The 16741-nt window shown below is 48.2% G+C and carries 16 protein-coding genes; 7 read left to right on the forward strand and 9 right to left on the reverse strand.

Translation table 11 applies throughout. From position 1 onward, the window contains the following. Positions 1-11 precede the first annotated feature (11 nt). The 8 genes from EQP46_RS13275 to bioA form a co-directional block, all read right to left on the reverse strand. On the reverse strand, positions 12-851 hold the full coding sequence (locus EQP46_RS13275) for an energy-coupling factor transporter transmembrane component T family protein (protein WP_129494122.1): 840 nt from the start codon (positions 849-851) through the stop codon (positions 12-14). Further along, complete coding sequence (locus EQP46_RS13280; RefSeq protein WP_129494123.1) at positions 848-2542, reverse strand: ABC transporter ATP-binding protein; 1695 nt, start codon at positions 2540-2542, stop codon at positions 848-850. The genes EQP46_RS13275 and EQP46_RS13280 overlap by 4 nt, the downstream gene beginning before the upstream one ends. 8 nt (positions 2543-2550) lie before the next feature. Further along, positions 2551-3099: an ECF-type riboflavin transporter substrate-binding protein gene (locus EQP46_RS13285; RefSeq protein WP_129494124.1), complete on the reverse strand. Its 549-nt coding sequence runs from the start codon at positions 3097-3099 to the stop codon at positions 2551-2553. A 378-nt stretch (positions 3100-3477) separates the two neighbouring features. Continuing rightward, a complete protein-coding gene (gene sstT / locus EQP46_RS13290; protein WP_129494125.1) occupies positions 3478-4716 on the reverse strand; it encodes a serine/threonine transporter SstT in 1239 nt (412 codons plus the stop codon). A 248-nt stretch (positions 4717-4964) separates the two neighbouring features. Beyond that, complete coding sequence (locus EQP46_RS13295) at positions 4965-5672, reverse strand: ChrR family anti-sigma-E factor (RefSeq protein WP_129494174.1); 708 nt, start codon at positions 5670-5672, stop codon at positions 4965-4967. Next, positions 5665-6297 (reverse strand): sigma-70 family RNA polymerase sigma factor, encoded by a 633-nt coding sequence (locus tag EQP46_RS13300; RefSeq protein WP_129494126.1) that lies wholly within the window; start codon positions 6295-6297, stop codon positions 5665-5667. Before EQP46_RS13300 ends, EQP46_RS13295 begins: the two co-directional genes overlap by 8 nt. Positions 6298-6364: 67 nt before the next feature. Further along, entirely contained in the window at positions 6365-6928 is a 564-nt protein-coding gene (locus tag EQP46_RS13305; protein WP_129494127.1) for an LON peptidase substrate-binding domain-containing protein, read from the reverse strand. A 99-nt stretch (positions 6929-7027) separates the two neighbouring features. Further along, the gene (gene bioA, locus EQP46_RS13310) at positions 7028-8296 is read right to left on the reverse strand and encodes an adenosylmethionine--8-amino-7-oxononanoate transaminase (protein WP_129494128.1); all 1269 of its coding nucleotides are present in this window, start codon (positions 8294-8296) and stop codon (positions 7028-7030) included. Between the two features lie 192 nt (positions 8297-8488). On the opposite strand from bioA, the gene bioB reads away from it, so the two are divergent. From bioB to bioD, 4 genes are read left to right on the forward strand one after another with little or no spacing between them, the layout of a single operon-like run. Then, positions 8489-9541, forward strand: a complete 1053-nt coding sequence (bioB, locus tag EQP46_RS13315; RefSeq protein WP_129494129.1) for a biotin synthase BioB — start codon at positions 8489-8491, stop codon at positions 9539-9541. Between the two features lie 14 nt (positions 9542-9555). Further along, a complete protein-coding gene (gene bioF / locus EQP46_RS13320; RefSeq protein WP_129494130.1) occupies positions 9556-10734 on the forward strand; it encodes an 8-amino-7-oxononanoate synthase in 1179 nt (392 codons plus the stop codon). After that, entirely contained in the window at positions 10727-11554 is an 828-nt protein-coding gene (gene bioC / locus EQP46_RS13325) for a malonyl-ACP O-methyltransferase BioC (RefSeq protein WP_129494131.1), read from the forward strand. The genes bioF and bioC overlap by 8 nt, the downstream gene beginning before the upstream one ends. Continuing rightward, positions 11547-12227 (forward strand): dethiobiotin synthase, encoded by a 681-nt coding sequence (bioD, locus tag EQP46_RS13330; RefSeq protein ID WP_129494132.1) that lies wholly within the window; start codon positions 11547-11549, stop codon positions 12225-12227. Before bioC ends, bioD begins: the two co-directional genes overlap by 8 nt. A gap of 105 nt (positions 12228-12332) precedes the next feature. Here the strand turns inward: bioD and EQP46_RS24245 are convergent, their stop codons facing one another. After that, positions 12333-12506: a hypothetical protein gene (locus tag EQP46_RS24245; protein WP_017011896.1), complete on the reverse strand. Its 174-nt coding sequence runs from the start codon at positions 12504-12506 to the stop codon at positions 12333-12335. A gap of 283 nt (positions 12507-12789) precedes the next feature. Between EQP46_RS24245 and htpX the strand changes: the two genes are divergently transcribed. From htpX to EQP46_RS13345, 3 genes are all read left to right on the forward strand, one after another. Then, positions 12790-13671, forward strand: a complete 882-nt coding sequence (gene htpX / locus EQP46_RS13335; protein WP_129494133.1) for a protease HtpX — start codon at positions 12790-12792, stop codon at positions 13669-13671. Between the two features lie 126 nt (positions 13672-13797). Beyond that, positions 13798-14160, forward strand: coding sequence for a VOC family protein (locus EQP46_RS13340; RefSeq protein ID WP_129494134.1), 363 nt, complete (start codon positions 13798-13800; stop codon positions 14158-14160). Between the two features lie 270 nt (positions 14161-14430). Further along, positions 14431-16734, forward strand: coding sequence for a penicillin acylase family protein (locus EQP46_RS13345; RefSeq protein ID WP_129494135.1), 2304 nt, complete (start codon positions 14431-14433; stop codon positions 16732-16734). The last annotated feature ends 7 nt before the right edge of the window (positions 16735-16741 follow it).

Consider the following 16741-nt stretch of genomic DNA (forward strand, 5'->3'; position numbering starts at 1 on the left):
TTTTTCATTGTTCAGAATGGATACCACACAGTGGCGGCTTCGAGGTGTCGTTTATACAGAGCAAGCACAACACACAAGGCGATACCAGAAAGTACCACAATGTCTCTTGCCGTTAGCGGGCGATAGTTGTACCAGGTTCGTGCTTTGTTTCGTCCGAAGCCACGCAGTGTCATTGCATTTGAAATTTCATCGGCGCGATCGAGGCTAGAAAAAATCAACGGGATCAGGATTTTCGCGACACCTTTAAAGCGTGTCATCAGCGGTGCATTCTTGGAAAAATCAACGCCACGCGCTTGTTGTGCGTGCATGATGTTGATGAAGTCGCTTTTTACTTCGGGCAGATAGCGCAAGGTTAAGCTCACCGCATACGCGATTTTGTAAGGCACACCGATGCGGTTCAGGCTCGATGCAAATTCTGTTGGGTGTGTGGTGAACACAAACACCAGTGCAATCGGGAACATACTGAAGTATTTCAGTGTGATCGTGCACAAATAGAACAGGGTTTCTTGTGTCAGCGAATATCCCGCAGGAAGCTCAAGCAGTGTCGTGTTGGAGCCTACCCATTCAGACCCCTGTTGCGGAGCGACCAAGAACATAAACACCGCATTCATGCTCAACACACTGATGGTACCAAGCAGCAGCGGTTTATACGCCTGAAACGCCACGCCTGTCATTTTTAACAAGGCTAACCCCAACAAGACCATGCCGACGATAATGCGCACGTCGAAGGTTGTCAGCACCACGGTGACCCATGCCATAAACAGAGCAAACTTGGTAATGCCATTGAGTGCGTGAAGTGGCGATTTGGTATCAACGTAATTGATACCGAACTTCATTTTTGATGCTTTCATTTGGCGTTGCTCTCTGACTGAATAAATGTCTGCATAAATCCGTCGATATCTTCAATGCCCGCCTTCTCAGCAAGCTGGTACAAACTTGTGGTTGTAAGGTTGGCTTCATCTAACAACGCAGGTTGGCTGAATACGTGAGTCATTGGCGCGTCGGCAATTAACTTGCTGTCTGCAATCACGACGGAACGCGTTGTGTATTCCAACACCAAGTGCATGTCGTGAGAAATGATCATCACCGTAATGCCTTGCTCTTCATTCAGCTTCTTAATGAATTGCAGCATGGAAGTGTAATTTTGGTAATCCTGACCAGCTGTCGGCTCATCCAAAATCAGCAGGTCTGGCTCCATCACCAAAATAGACGCGATGGTGACGCGTTTTTTCTGGCCATAGCTCAGGGCATCTACCGGCCAATGGCGGTATTTGCTCAAACCACACAGTTCTAGAACGTCCAGCACACGTTTTTCGATGTCAGAGTCGCTCAGCCCTTGGCTCATTAAACCGAAGGCCACTTCATCCTTAATCATGTGGTGTGAAATCATATGATTAGGGTTTTGCATGACAACGCCAACTTTTCGGCTGCGCTCGAAGATAGTGAGTGCTGAGAAATCTGACCCATCAAAAGTGATGTTGCCTTCATCTGGGTCAATCACGCCCATGATCAGCTTGGTGATGGTGGATTTACCAGAACCATTTTTACCCAAAACAGACATCATCTCGCCACGATTGACCGTAAAGCTGACATCTTCGAGGGCATTTTTCTCACCGTCATAGGAGTAGGTGAGATGATTCAGTGTTAGCAAGGCTTCAGACGCGGGCTTCTTGTCGTTGGCTTGCGCATTGCGATGCCAGGTTGTTAATGCTTCTGCATATTTCGCAACGGGCAAATTAGCCATGTTTGATGGCTTGTCTGCTTGCTCTACCGCGCAGCCAGCATGTTTAAGCGCCGAAAGATACAGAGGCTCTCGAATGCCATGGGTACTCAGTAGTGATGATGTCAGGATCGCATCGGGGGTGGTATCAGCAACCACTTCGCCGTTATCAATGAGGATCACACGGTCGATATGCTGGGTCAGCACATCTTCCAAGCGGTGCTCAATGATGATGATTGTTTTTCCAGTATCACGATGAAGTTGGTCAATGATCTCAATGGTGCGTTTGCCCGTTTTAGGATCGAGTGCAGCAAGGGGCTCATCAAACAAAAGGACATCAACGTCATCCACCAAAATGCCCGCAAGGGAAACACGTTGTTTTTGGCCGCCAGACAAATCATGCGGGGCATGATGAAGCAGGTTTTCAAGGTCAACCATGTTGGCGGTGGCTTTGACCAGTGGGTACATGTCAGCAACGGACACGCATTGGTTTTCTAGTGCAAACGCAATGTCTTCGCCCACACTCAGACCGACAAACTGGCTGTCAGTGTCTTGCAGTACCGTGCCGACTTTCTCGGTGTATTCCACCAAGGTCATTTTTTGACTGTTCTTACCATCAATCAGCAATTCGCCGTCGATGTGTCCTTCAATTGCGTGAGGGATCAGGCCATTAATGCATTGACCGAGCGTGGATTTACCACTGCCGCTTGGGCCAATGATCAAGACTTTCTCGCCTTTCTCTATGGTTAAGTTGATGTTTTTTAGCGTTGGATTTACCAACGCATCATAGCGAAAGGAGAAGTTTTTAAATTCGATGGTCATTGAGAAGTTTAGGCCTCAGTCAAATTACGGCACTGTCTGTTGCGTTTGGCCACAGATTGCAAAATGAAATAGCCAACAACGGCAACCAGCAAGGCGTTACCTGCAGCAATAATACAAAGCTGAATAAAGACTTTGGTAAAAGGTTCGGCATAAAGCACGGTATCAAGGAAGGCAGATGTGCCATACCCAATCACGTTGCCAAGCAAAGCAAGCAAGGCGAAAAGCACGATATCAATCGGGCCAAAGCTGCCGTATTTCAGGCGACGCTTGGTCAAAATAGGGAAGAAACCGATCACGAAGCCCACGATGCCAGAGCCTAATACCCAGGTCAGCCAAACACCCCAACCGGCGAACATGTCGGTGACCCAGTGGCCGATGAAGCCAACAAAAAAGCCCACGCCTGGGCCAAACAACACGGAGAAAAGCGCAAGAATGGCCATTGCTGGCTTGAGCGTCGTGTTTGCGAAAACAGGAATGCCGAACATTGGCAAGCCGCCAATGCCGTAAAGCGCAGCACCAATAGCAATGATAACGACAGTCTTTGCTGAGAAATTCATAGATAAACCTTTGTGCTGGACAGGATCTATTTGTCCAACGCATATTTTGACGCCAGTTATTTTAAGTGGCTCACAAAAAAGAGGCGGGATTATAAAGATAAACGCCTAGAAAGGAAAGCTAACAGTCTAGACGTCTAAAAATGTCTGTAAACCAAGATACACAGATTGTTGAAGTCGTGAGCGGGTCAGAGTTGAGAACGCCGAAATTTAGTGCGATAAGCGTAAGTGTTGCGCTTAGAAGGACTTAGGAAGAGGCCTGTGGATGTACGAATTTATTACCTTTTTTATTCTACGGTCTAAGCTACGGTTTGGCACGCCGATGCAGTGAAAACAAAAAAGGCGCAGAAGCGCCTTTTTTGGGTGAACAGGGTGTTGTGCTTATTTCACTGTCGACGTCTGAAGCGCTTCAGCTTCTTTCGCGCGGCATGCTGCTGCGGTAAAGACAACGTCCGTTGAGCTGTTCAATGCAGTTTCTGCTGAATCTTGAACAACACCAATGATGAAGCCTACCGCGACCACTTGCATGGCGATATCGTTTGGGATGCCAAACAGATTACACGCCAGTGGAATCAACAGAAGTGAACCACCCGCCACGCCTGACGCACCACATGCTGAAACGGCAGCAACGATGCTCAGTAGGATGGCTGTCGCGATATCCACTTGGATCCCCATGGTGTTAACCGCTGCAAGCGTCAATACCGTGATGGTAATCGCTGCACCGCCCATGTTGATGGTTGCGCCCAATGGGATAGAGACAGAGTAGGTGTCTTTATCCAATTTCAATTTGCTACATAGCTGCATGTTCACAGGGATGTTGGCGGCAGAGCTACGCGTGAAGAATGCCGTTACGCCACTTTCACGCAGACATTGGAACACCAATGGGTATGGATTGGTGTGTGTTTTGATGTAAACAATCAACGGGTTCACAACCAAGGCGATAATCGCCATGCTGCCTAACAATACCGCAAGTAAATGCGCGTAGCCCACGAGTGCTTCAAAGCCGGTTTCCGCAAAGGTTTTAGCAACCAAACCGAAAATACCAATTGGCGCGAGTTTGATGATGAAGCGAACGATGAAAGACACACTTTCAGCAACATCGCCAAATACGGTTTTAGTGGTATCTGATGCGTGGTGAAGCGCAATGCCCAAGCCAATGGCCCATGCAAGGATACCGATAAAGTTACCGTTCATCAGCGCATGAATAGGGTTATCAACAATGCTGAACAACAAGGTTTGAATAACCTGAACAATGCCTTCTGGTGGCGCGATGGCAGAATCTGTTGTTGTTAGCGTAAGCTCTGTCGGGAACAAAAAGCTCATGGTGACAGCCGTGATCGCTGCAGCGAAAGTACCAACTAAATAAAGGATGATGATCGGACGAAGATGGGTGTGTTGGTTTTTCTTCTGATTTGCGATTGATGCTGCAACCAATACAAACACCAAGATCGGTGCGACGGCTTTTAGAGCATTAACAAATAGACCGCCTAGGAACCCGACGGCTTTAGCACTTTCTGGCGAAAGGCTAGCGAGGGCAACACCGGCAATAATACCTACCAAAATCTGAACAACCAGACTGGCGTTAGTAACACGTGCTAAAGGGGAGTTTTCTTGCTTCATTTTTCTCACTTCACTGTGTATGAGCTGTTAACGTTTGGATTAAATCAGGTGAATTACTAATCTGTAAAGCAGTAATTGAAATAAAATATGATGATAGATCGCATATGCCTGATTATATATAGCAATGAAGAATTACAGCGATGTAAAATATTACGGAGATTGTTGTAATAAAGATGTAAACTCTGAAAAAGAAAAAGCGCCCAAAGGGCGCTTTAACATGTGGTGGAATTGTTAACTATTTAAATCAACTAATAAATAACGCGGCCAACAGCATTTAACAACTGGCTGACGCCTTTGGTAAAGTGCAGAGGTGCGTCTGATACGGTGTAACAAAGACAACCATCATGGGTTTGCGGCGTGTGGTGATTGTTCCCATCCAACACAATAAAATCTCCCGGCACGTAGGTGTCGTGTTCATCTTCGAAGTGCCCACCTAACAGTAGGGTCAGCTCGGTGCCTTTGTGCGTGTGACTGGGAACACTGCCGTTCATACCAATATGCAAGAGGCTGGCGCGTGTATCGCCTTCATTCAGTGGAAGGCGCGCGCGACTAATGGTGCCGATCGAGCTCCATCCCAGTTGGTGGTAGCGGCGCAATGCGCGTGGCAGCGCGTAAGTTTCTCCGCATACGCTGATTTCGGCTTGTGGTGATGGCGTGACGAGGGTTTTCGGCACTGTTTCGTCAGACATAATGTCGGCCAGCATGTTGCCAAACATCGCATCCATATCAAACGATTCTTCGTTCAAGGAATCGGTAATGCTCGCCTCTGCGTTGTCATCGTTTGACGACGGCGCGTCAAAAGCTTGCTGTGCGGCTTTTTCTGTAAACAGCGCAACTTTCTTCGCACACTGGTCGCACATTTCACAATGCGCTGATACCGCAATGGCCATTGACGCAGCAAGTTCACCAACGGCATGAGCCATGAGCATTTCATCGGTTGGGTGATACTTAATCATCATTCACCTCCAAGTGTGTACGAAGCTTTTGAAGGCCTAGACGCAGACGGGATTTGATGGTTCCTAGAGGAACATCTAACTGTTCAGCGAGCTCTTGGTGGGTTAATTGCTTCAAGTAGACACCTCTAACAACTTGTTGCTGTAAATCGGGCAATAGGTCGATGTAAGACAGAAGGTGAGATTGAATTTGATCCTGTAGCGCTTCATCTTCCTGATCGCCTGATTCACCGTCGATAAGCGGCCAGATATCGCCACTCAAACAATCTTCTCTGTTGCTTTTTACTTTACGCAACATGTCAAAGCTGACGTTTCGCATGATAGTGAAAACCCATGTCGAGGCGCCGCCTTTGGAACCATCGTACAAGTGGGCTTTGCGCCACACTAGAATCATGGTTTCTTGAACAAGCTCCATAGCATGACCATCAACGCGCAGATGGCGTAAACCGTAGGCGCGAACTTTGGGTGCGAAATGTTTAAACAACGCCGCAAATGCAGCATTGTCACGCGTTTCAGCGACGCGTTGTAAAAGCTCAGCCAACTTTTCGGGAGTGGGTACTGACATAGGTGTCTGACTACTCGAACGTTTTGTGTTGTTAGCATTATACGTACTTCTGGCCAATTCCATGATCAATGTTTCCTGCATGTGCCAAATTGTGACATGTATTAGTTAACGTAGTGAAATCATGAATGGATCAGTATTCGTTTTGTATTTCTTCAGTGAGGAGCACGGTTATGAACTGCTTCGCATCTTCCGCGTCTTCCTGTGCAATGAACCACTGGCGCTGATTATTTGCTAAAGGCAATACCTCTAGCCAACGCTGGCATACCCAATTCACATCATTGAAGTGCAATTCATCGCTGTACTGAGAGGCATGTTCAGGGTGAGCTTTGAACAAGGCTTCAAGGGCTTCACTCAGTAAGCCGGGGTTTGCACTGTTGGTCGACCAATCGGGCAACGTTTCAGTGTTTCCTATCCAAAGACCATCATCTTCTTGATCGATGTGTGAGAGCTTGACGCGCGACAGACCTTTGATAGTAATACCGAGTAGCCCGTCAGGCAGGGTTTCAAAGTCGATGATTTGAACGTGCGTACCGTAGGTGCAGATAGCATCGCCTTCTTTCATCGCGAGGACGAACCCTTTCTGTTCAGCCATGGATTCTTTCACGAGGCGAACGTAACGAGGTTCGAAAATACGAAGTTTAGTAATGCCCCCAGGGAGCAAAAACAGGGGTAGCGGAAATAAACCCAATTGCATGAAGAACCTCCATAAATAACGTTAGAATTTACGGAGGCGTTTCATGATGCGATCACTTCAGCCATCAATTAAACGTCGCGTAACACGGCGTTTACGTGCTTAAGACATGCTTTCGACAGCACGTTGAATAGCATCAACCAGTTTTTGCAGTTGATCTTCACGCATATCAAAGGGCGGCATGATGTAGACAAGGCGGCCAAAAGGACGAATCCACACACCCGATTCAACAAAGTGTTTCTGAATTGACTCGACATGCACGGGTGTATTGAGTTCAACAACCCCAATTGCCCCAAGCCATCTCACCCCTTTTACGGCGTTAAGGGATTCTAGTGGAGGCAACATGTTGGCGAGGTGTGACTCAATGGTCAGCACTTTTTCCTGCCATGGTGTGTCTTTTAAAAGTTGTAAACTTGCGTTTGCTACGGCGCTGGCAAGAGGGTTGCCCATAAAGGTGGGGCCATGCATAAAGCAACCGGCCTCTCCGCTGCACACGGTATCAGCGACATGCTTTGTTGTGATCGTGGCGGCCATTGTCATATAGCCTCCCGTCAATGCCTTACCCAAACACATGATGTCTGGTGAAATCCCCGCATGTTCACAGGCAAAGAGCTTACCCGTACGACCAAACCCCGTGGCAATTTCATCGCAAATGAGCAACACCCCATGTTCATCACACAGCTCACGAACACGCGTCAAAAACGTACGATGGTAAATGCGCATGCCGCCCGCACCTTGAACGATAGGCTCAAGGATCACGGCGGCAATATCGCGGATGTTATCTGTCAGTTTGGCTTTGAAATCAGCAATGTCTTCTTCTTTCCATTCGTCATAGAAACCGCATTCGGGCGAATCGGCAAAGATGTGCTCAGGAAGAAAGCCCTTGTAGAGCTTGTGCATGGAATTGTCTGGATCAGTGACTGACATTGCCGCAAAGCTGTCGCCGTGATAACCGTGTCGCAGTGTAAGAAATTTCGATTTTGGTTCGCCTTTCGCGTGCCAATACTGCAGCGCCATTTTGAGCGCAACTTCCACAGAGATCGATCCCGAATCACACAGAAACACTTTATCTAACGGCGCGGGTGTCATGTCGACAAGCTGCTTACAAAGCGCAATCGCGGGTTCGTGCGTGATCCCGCCAAACATCACGTGAGACATTTTGCCAGCTTGGTCGATCATGGCTTTGTTCAGCACGGGATGGTTGTAACCATGGATCGCAGCCCACCAGGAAGACATGCCATCAATGAGCTCGGTGCCATCCTCTAAATAAAGGCAGACTCCGTCTGCGCTTGCGATGGGATAGCACGGAAGCGGGTTGATGGTTGAGGTGTATGGGTGCCAAATATGTTCACGATCGAAAGCAATATCCATGTATAAATAATATCCAGTTGTAAACCATAGGAATTAATCACCGTTGACATTGTAAGGCTTCACTTTAGACTGAACAAGTCACCATACCCAAATCACTTTGTCTTCTCGCCATTTACGAGAAAGGGTTGGCACTCAGGTGCGTCTCATTAGGTGTTTTGGGTATGTCATTCATTCCAAATTGAGGTATTACAGGTGGAAGTTCGCCATAATTGGACTGTCGAGGAAGTGCAGGCCTTATTCGAAAAACCTTTTATGGATCTGATGTTTGAAGCGCAGCAGGTTCATCGACAGTTTCATCCCGCCAATGAAGTGCAAGTGAGCACACTGCTTTCTATCAAAACGGGTGCATGCCCGGAAGATTGTAAATACTGCCCCCAAAGTGCCCATTACCGTACCGATGTTGAAAAAGAGCGCCTGCTAGAAGTCGAGCGCGTTTTGGATGCAGCGGATAAAGCAAAACGTTCTGGTGCAACCCGATTCTGTATGGGTGCTGCGTGGAAAAACCCGAAAGCGCGTGACATGCCATACCTCAAGGAAATGATCCAAGGGGTGAAAGGCATGGGGCTAGAAACCTGCATGACCTTGGGTATGTTGGATGAATCACAAGCCACAGAGTTGGCAGATGCGGGTTTGGATTACTACAACCACAACCTGGATACGTCGCCAGAATATTACGGCAACATTATTACCACGCGTACATACCAAGATCGCTTAGACACCTTGTCAAATGTGCGCGGTGCGGGCATGAAAGTGTGTTCCGGTGGCATCATCGGTTTGGGGGAAAACGCCCGAGACCGCGTGGGCTTGTTGATGGAACTGGCTAACTTGCCTCACCATCCTGAAAGTGTGCCGATCAATATGTTGGTGAAAGTGAAAGGCACGCCGCTAGAAGACGTTGACGATGTTGAACCCTTCGATTTCGTTCGTATTATTGCCGTTGCGCGCATCATGATGCCGAAATCTGCTGTGCGTCTTTCAGCGGGCCGTGAAAACATGAATGAGCAAATGCAGACCATGTGTTTTATGGCCGGTGCAAACTCAATCTTCTACGGCTGCAAACTGCTTACCACGCCAAATCCTGACGAAGACGCAGACATGATGCTGTTTAAAAAGCTGGGTATTAATAGCGAACAACGCGCTCAAAAACCGGATGCAATCCAAGAAGAAACCTTGCTTGCTGAAGTGGCAGAGCGTGTCGCGGCGCGTCCTGACAAGGATGACTTGTTTTACGAAGCCAGCGTTTAGGTGCCAAGTTACTCATGACCGGAACAAGCCAACTGCCAAGCCGTATCGCGCAGAAGCTTGCTGAGCGTCAGCAGCAAGGGCTTCATCGTTCTGTGAAGGCTTTCCATCACCAAGATGGAAAGCTCTTTGACGAACACAACAAGACGTACCTGAACTTCTCGGGTAACGACTATCTTGGCCTAGCCAGCGATCCGGCGTTGGTTTCAGCGTGGCAGGAAGGTTTATCTCTTTACGGTGCAGGCAGCACAGCATCGCCGTTGGTGACGGGCTTTTCACACGCGCATCAAGCGTTAGAAGCATCGCTGTGTGAATGGCTTGGTTTTGACAACGCGCTGCTGTTCAATAGCGGCTTCTCTGCGAATCAAGCAGTGATCTTTTCCTTGCTTGAAAAAGGGGATGTACTGTTTCAAGACAAGCTTAACCACGCGTCGTTAATGGAAGCGGGTATCTTGTCTGATGCCACCATGCTTCGATTCCTTCACAACAACACCGCCAAACTCGATAATGCACTAAAAAACCACGCCGATGCGCCTTCTCGCTTTGTTATCACAGAAGGTGTATTTAGCATGGACGGCGATTTGTCGCCACTCGCAGACATTGCCTCTGTGTGTAACGCCAACAACGCCTGTTTGATGGTTGATGATGCGCATGGCATTGGTGTATTGGGTAAAGAAGGAAGAGGATCTTGCGACCATGCAGGCATTCAGCCTGACATCTTGATTGTGACCTTCGGTAAAGCCTTTGGAATGATGGGTGCAGCTGTAATGTGCAGTGCGCAAGTGCATGACTATCTGACGCAGTTCGCGCGGCATTACGTGTACTCCACCGCCATGCCTCCCGCACAAGCTCACGCTTTAACGAAAGCCGTTAGCATGATCAGAAAAGACAACTGGCGCAGAGAAAAACTGCATGAATTGTCGTCGCGGTTCCACCATGTGCTGAGTGATCACAACGACGTCGTGGAAACGCAAACACCGATAAAACCCGTTGTGCTGGGGGATGTCACTAAGATGCTGACTGCCGCAGAACACCTTAAATCTGCTGGTTTTTGGACGGGTGCCATTCGGCCACCGACGGTGCCCCCGAACTCTTCACGACTCCGCATTACCTTGTCCGTGAGTCAGTCACTGGATGACGTAAATGCGCTAGCCAGCGAGTTGCACCATTTATTAGAAGGGGATCGACATGAGTAACGCCGTATCACTCGGTTCCTTGTTTGACGAACAGGTAAACACACAACAACACGACGATAAATCCGCAATCAAGGCGGCATTTGGCCGAGCGGCACATTCATACGACAAAAGTGCGGCTTTCCAGCGTCGTGTTGGTCACGCATTGATGACGATGCACCGGAATTGGCAGGATAAAAGCATCCTAGATTTGGGATGCGGAACTGGCTATTTCAGCGCGCAGTTAGCCAGTAAAGGGGCGTCAGTTATCGCGCTCGATTTGTCTGACCGCATGCTTGAAAAAGCACGAGAGCGCTGCGGTGACTCACTGCGTTATGTTTCCGGTGATGCAGAGGCATTACCGCTGGCATCAAACAGTGTCGACATGGCATTCAGCTCACTGGCATTGCAATGGTGCAGGGATCTCTCCGTTCCCTTGTCTGAATTAAAGCGCGTAGTAAAACCTGGAGGAAAGATTTTATTTTCGACGCTGCTCGATGGTTCACTGTTGGAACTCAAAAAAGCGTGGGAAGTAGTCGATTCTGAGCAGCATGTGAACGCATTTGTAGACACTAAGACGGTAAACATTGCGCTCGCGCAAGCTGGTTTCACAGGCTACACCCTAGAATGCAAAGCGATGGCAGAGAGCTATCCTTCGGCTTTTGCACTGATGAAAGATCTCAAAGGCATAGGTGCAACGCATTTAGACGAAGGGAGAAAGGCGGGATTAAACGGCAGAAAAGCATTGGTTACGTTAGAGTCGGCGTATCGTCAATTCCAACGAGCTGATGGCACCGTGCCCGCGACTTATCAAGTTTGCTTTGGAGCGATAACCAATGACTAAAAGCTATTTCGTGACCGGCACGGATACTGAGGTGGGTAAAACAGTCGCCTCTGTAGCAATAATGCAAGCAGTGGCGAAAGCAGGGCTGATTGTCGGTGGCTACAAACCGATTGCAGCCGGTAGTGATGAAACAAGCGAAGGGCTAACCAATGAAGATGCGGTGTGTTTACGTGCTGCGTCAAATCTGGCCCTTAACTACGACGAGGTAAACCCGTGTTTGCTTCATGAACCGTGTTCACCGCATATTGCCGCTGAGTTAGAAGACAAAGAGATTGCGTTTTCACTGTTAACGAAAGGATTGAAAAACATCCAAGCAAAAACGGATTTCGCCTTAGTGGAAGGGGCTGGCGGCTGGCGTGTGCCTGTCACGTACGATGCCACCTTGGCGGATTGGGTCAAAGAAGAAAAACTCCCAGTGATCCTCGTTGTTGGCATTAAACTGGGCTGTTTAAATCATGCCTATCTCACCGCAGAAGCGATTCGTCGTGATGGGTTGGAGATTGCTGGCTGGGTGGCTAACCGTATTAATCCGGGCACTGAACACTACAGCGATATCGTCAAAACGCTAGAACACCACTTACAAGTACCAAAGCTTGGTGAAATACCTTACATGACGAAAGTGAAAACCCGTGATTTAAGCGAGTATATTGATGTAAAGCCTCTTGGACTTTAGTCTGATAAGTGGCTCTAAGAAAGTGTAAAAAATTAGACATGAATAACAAAAAGCCAGCACGAATGCTGGCTTTTCAATATTCTTTATCTGCTTACTGCAGTACGACTATTTGCTGTCTTCTAGCAATCCCATAAGCGATTGCTGCATTTCGGAAACCTGTTGCAACTTGTGGTTCTCGTCGTCAGCGAGACCAAGCTCTGCGCAAGCTTCGTCAAAGCTCATGCCTAAGTGACAGCAAAGTATATCGATAGCGACACGATAATTTTCTTTGTCAGCCATGGTTTTCTCTCCTTAGAATCGCATCCAAACTTGGATGCAAAAGCGTATCAACCTGATGCGCTCACCGTTTCAAACACACTATTCTGGATAGTGCCTAAACACAACTCGACCAAAGTCTAATCCCTTAAAACTTTTTAAACGTCGAGCGTTCTGTATATAAAAGTGGCGGAGCCTCCGTTCGTCAAGCTAATGCGTAACAAATTGCTACATGGACTTGTTTTTCGCACGTTTGACCCTACTATCTCACCTGAGCGCTTCAATCATATCGGAGACAAGATTACTCATGAAACGCATAGCTTTATTCCTGTTGACCAACCTCGCGGTTGTTTTCGTCTTCAGTATTGTTCTTAACATCGTGTATGCCGTTACTGGCATGAACCCTGGCAGCCTGTCAGGTTTGTTGTTGATGGCTGCGTTATTCGGTTTTGGTGGGTCATTGATTTCTTTGATGATGTCGAAATCAATGGCGCTACGTTCAGTTGGTGGTCAAGTGATTGAACACCCGCGCGACGAAACAGAGCACTGGTTAATGAGCACCGTAAGCCGCCAGGCGCAGCAAGCGGGCATTGGCATGCCAACCGTTGCTATTTATTACTCAGACGACATTAACGCGTTTGCAACGGGTGCAAAGCGTGATGACTCGTTGGTGGCAGTATCAAGTGGCCTGCTTGAAAACATGACACGCGACGAAGCAGAAGCTGTTCTTGCACACGAAGTCAGCCACATCGCGAACGGCGACATGGTGACGCTGACCTTGATGCAAGGTGTTGTGAATACCTTCGTTATCTTTATCTCTCGTCTCATCGCTGGCGCGATCAGTGGCGTGAACAATGATGAAGAAGGTGAGGGCGGCGGTAGCTTTATGACCTACTTCATCGTGTCATCGATTCTCGAAGTGGTGTTCGGTATTTTGGCGAGCATTATCACCATGTGGTTTAGTCGTCATCGTGAATTTTACGCAGATGCTGGTTCAGCGAAATTGGTTGGCCGTGAAAAGATGATCGCTGCACTTGAGCGTTTGAAAGTGAGCCATGAAAGCCGCCTTGAGGGTTCAATGGTTGCTTTCGGTATCAACGGTAAAAAATCACTGAGTGAATTGTTCATGACGCACCCGCCGTTGGACAAGCGTATTGATGCGCTACGTCGTGGTGAATACGTTAAATAATTCCTGAGTTCGAGAAAAAGCCTCCATTTATGGGGGCTTTTTTCGTTTTGGGCGCTTGTGAAAAACACAATGCGCTACGGTTAATCAAGGCGATAGCGAGTCTATATAAAGAGAAAGGAGTCTAAAATGAACCCAGTGACTTGGTTTGAAATTCCCGTTGAAGACATGGAAAGGGCGATCGTTTTTTATGAGTGCGTGTTTGCGATTTCTCTTAAACGTCATGATATGAACGGAACAGACATGGCGTGGTTTCCTGCAGAAAAAGGGGAGGTATACGGTGCGACGGGCACACTTATCGCCGGTGATGGCTACACACCAAGCGCGGCTGGCGTGATGGTGTACATCAACGTTGAAAACATGGATGACGTGCTAGAACGTGCAGAAAAAGAAACGAATGTGCTCGTGCCTAAAACCAACATTGGCGGCAATGGTGTCTTCGCCCATATAAAAGACAGCGAAGGAAATCGTATCGGTATTCATAGTCATTAAGTTTTATTTAGGCACCTTGCCTACTTAGCTGTAACACGTTACCTATTAAAACCACTAATCCATACATCGTTATTGAGACCATCTTCATTTAGTTCCCGATATTTCGAATTGACTATTTTGTGTTCAGCATCAATGTGATGAAATGGTATGCATAGTCAATCTGGAACTATGCTCAATGAATATACCCAAACAGGTTGATTCTTAGGGTGTAAGGATATTTCTCAAAGCGAACAGAACACCTTCTTTCGCTTTGATTTAAGGTTTAGGGACATGTTTAATAAGATCAGGGTGATCCTCGTAGCGCTAATATTGCTGGGCTTGTTTGCCACAGCGGTGTTTTATGGTGCGCTCACGATCAGCTTGCCGACATTGTCGGGGAGCACGGTGTCCTCTGTGATTTCTAAACCGACGCTTTTACGTCGCGATGAGCTTGGCACGGCCATTGTGCATGCAGAGAATCGATTAGATGCGTCTTATGCGCTAGGCTATGCTCACGGCCAAGATCGTTTCTTTCAGATGGATTTACTCCGCCGCAACGCTGCCGGCGAACTTGCAGAATTGTTTGGTGCTTCCGCACTACCACTTGATGAAAACGTGCGCTTTCACCAGCTTCGAAAACGCAGCCAAAAAATACTCGCCACCTTTCCTGAGCAACAAAAAGAGATTTTGTCTGTTTATGCCAAAGGCGTTAACGATGCTCTTGCCCATGCTTCTTTTCCCACGTTTGAATATCTACTCACCCAGTCGGATAGAAAACCTTGGAAGCCTGAAGATTCCTTGCTGGTGGTTTACAGCATGTATTTGGATTTACAGGGGCAGAGCATTGACAGAGATCTTGTCTATCACGCCATTGAACAAACCTTTGGCAAGGAAACGCTCGCTTTTCTTACGCAACCTAGCCAGTTCCAAGCTGCTTTAGACGGCAGTCGCCTTCCACTGAAAAAGGAGTCTATTCCAGAGATAGACAGTATTTTCTTAAAGACAGCGACGGTTACACCCATCGAGAAAGACGCAGAGGTAGGTAGCAATAACTGGGCTGTGAGCGGCGCGCTGACCCGAAATGGCAAAGCCATGTTGTCTGACGATATGCATCTCATGCTAAACACGCCAGTGATTTGGTACCGCGCACAGCTCAACATCACCAACAACGAACAAGAGACGCAGGTGACCGGCGTCAGCTTGCCCGGCGTGCCCGCCATTGTTGTGGGTTCGAACAACAAGATTGCGTGGGGATTTACCAATTCTTATATCGATACCGCGGATTGGATAAAGCTTTCAGAGAAAGACAAAACGGCGCTGGATGCAGAAAGTATCCCATTGCCAGATGGCGAGAAGACGTTCTATGTCGAAGTGAGTCACTTCGGGCCAGTAAGAAGAATCGATAACGAGAAGTATGCGCTGACGTGGGTGGGTTATCAGGACTACGCCATCAACCTGAATTTAATGAATCTTGAAGTGGCAGATTCCGTGTCCGACGCACTTGCTGTGAGTAAGAAGATTGGCATACCGGCACAGAACATGGTGGTTGCGGATAGCAGCGGTGATATTGCATGGCAAATCACAGGCGCAGTGCCTAATAGACGCAAACCTGCGGATACGCCGATACCATCGGCACGTTTTGATGACGCATGGTCGAAACAGGCACGTGACCTGCCTACAGTGGTGAACCCGAAAGATCAGCGAATCTGGACGGCGAACAGCCGCGCCGTGAGCCGATCTCAACATCATCGGTTTGGCGACGGTGGCTATGCACTGGGGGCGCGAAGCGAACAGATTAAAACGCGGCTGTTTGAGAAGGACCTGTTCGACATTGAAGATTTCTATCAGATTCAATTAGATAACGAGGCGTTGTTTCTGGCGCGATGGCAAGGTTTCTTGCTTGAGGTGCTAAAAACAAAGCCCGAATTGTTTGCTGAAGACATAAAGGAAGTTGAAGGGTGGCAAGGTTGCGCCTGTGCAGACTCCGTTGGCTACAGCTTGGTGAAACGTTACCGAGATACACTTATCGATCAACTGTTCGCGCCCGTAGAATCTCAACTCGCTGCGCAGAACCTCAGCTTAACGCTCATTGAAAGGCAGCTTGAGCCCGCATTGTGGCAGCTTGTTCAAGCGCGAACCGACAGTTGGAAGCCTCATGGTGCGGCTAATTGGAATGCCTTCTTCACGACGGCATACATAGATATGCGAGAACAACTCATGCTGGACATGACAGGGCATGCCACTGGGTCTTTGAAAGCGTTGCGGTGGGGAGAGGTGAACCGCCTTCAAGTGCAGCATCCGTTTAGTCAGCAAATTCCTGTGCTGAGTAATCTACTCAACATGCCCGAGGTTGAAGGGTTTGGAGATAGGTTTATGCCTGCGGTGCAGGGCAAACGATTTGGTGCGTCACAACGCTTGATTGTTCAACCTGGCGACGAAGTAAATGGTGTGCTTACGCTGCCGGGTGGGCAGAGCGGCCATCCACTTTCGCCGTTTTATCGCATCGGCTTTGAGGCGTATGCCAATCAAGAATCAACTCCTTTCTTACCGGGTGATGTTCTTCACCAAATCGAATTCCTCCCTGAATCGCCTTAGTGCGTTA

It is taken from the genome of Enterovibrio baiacu, from assembly GCF_004120195.1.
GTDB classification, from domain to species: Bacteria; Pseudomonadota; Gammaproteobacteria; order Enterobacterales; family Vibrionaceae; genus Enterovibrio; species Enterovibrio baiacui.

Bases quoted from the DNA above. Each gene is read 5' to 3' on its own strand.
- EQP46_RS13285 (WP_129494124.1), bottom strand. From the start codon at position 3,099: ATGAATTTCTCAGCAAAGACTGTCGTTATCATTGCTATTGGTGCTGCG.
- EQP46_RS13275 (WP_129494122.1), bottom strand. From the start codon at position 851: ATGAAAGCATCAAAAATGAAGTTCGGTATCAATTACGTTGATACCAAA.
- EQP46_RS13340 (WP_129494134.1), top strand. From the start codon at position 13,798: ATGAACCCAGTGACTTGGTTTGAAATTCCCGTTGAAGACATGGAAAGG.
- bioF (WP_129494130.1), top strand. From the start codon at position 9,556: ATGACCGGAACAAGCCAACTGCCAAGCCGTATCGCGCAGAAGCTTGCT.
- EQP46_RS13305 (WP_129494127.1), bottom strand. From the start codon at position 6,928: ATGCAATTGGGTTTATTTCCGCTACCCCTGTTTTTGCTCCCTGGGGGC.
- EQP46_RS24245 (WP_017011896.1), bottom strand. From the start codon at position 12,506: ATGGCTGACAAAGAAAATTATCGTGTCGCTATCGATATACTTTGCTGT.
- bioA (WP_129494128.1), bottom strand. From the start codon at position 8,296: ATGGATATTGCTTTCGATCGTGAACATATTTGGCACCCATACACCTCA.
- bioD (WP_129494132.1), top strand. From the start codon at position 11,547: ATGACTAAAAGCTATTTCGTGACCGGCACGGATACTGAGGTGGGTAAA.
- bioC (WP_129494131.1), top strand. From the start codon at position 10,727: ATGAGTAACGCCGTATCACTCGGTTCCTTGTTTGACGAACAGGTAAAC.
- EQP46_RS13280 (WP_129494123.1), bottom strand. From the start codon at position 2,542: ATGACCATCGAATTTAAAAACTTCTCCTTTCGCTATGATGCGTTGGTA.
- EQP46_RS13295 (WP_129494174.1), bottom strand. From the start codon at position 5,672: ATGATTAAGTATCACCCAACCGATGAAATGCTCATGGCTCATGCCGTT.
- htpX (WP_129494133.1), top strand. From the start codon at position 12,790: ATGAAACGCATAGCTTTATTCCTGTTGACCAACCTCGCGGTTGTTTTC.
- EQP46_RS13345 (WP_129494135.1), top strand. From the start codon at position 14,431: ATGTTTAATAAGATCAGGGTGATCCTCGTAGCGCTAATATTGCTGGGC.
- EQP46_RS13300 (WP_129494126.1), bottom strand. From the start codon at position 6,297: ATGGAATTGGCCAGAAGTACGTATAATGCTAACAACACAAAACGTTCG.
- sstT (WP_129494125.1), bottom strand. From the start codon at position 4,716: ATGAAGCAAGAAAACTCCCCTTTAGCACGTGTTACTAACGCCAGTCTG.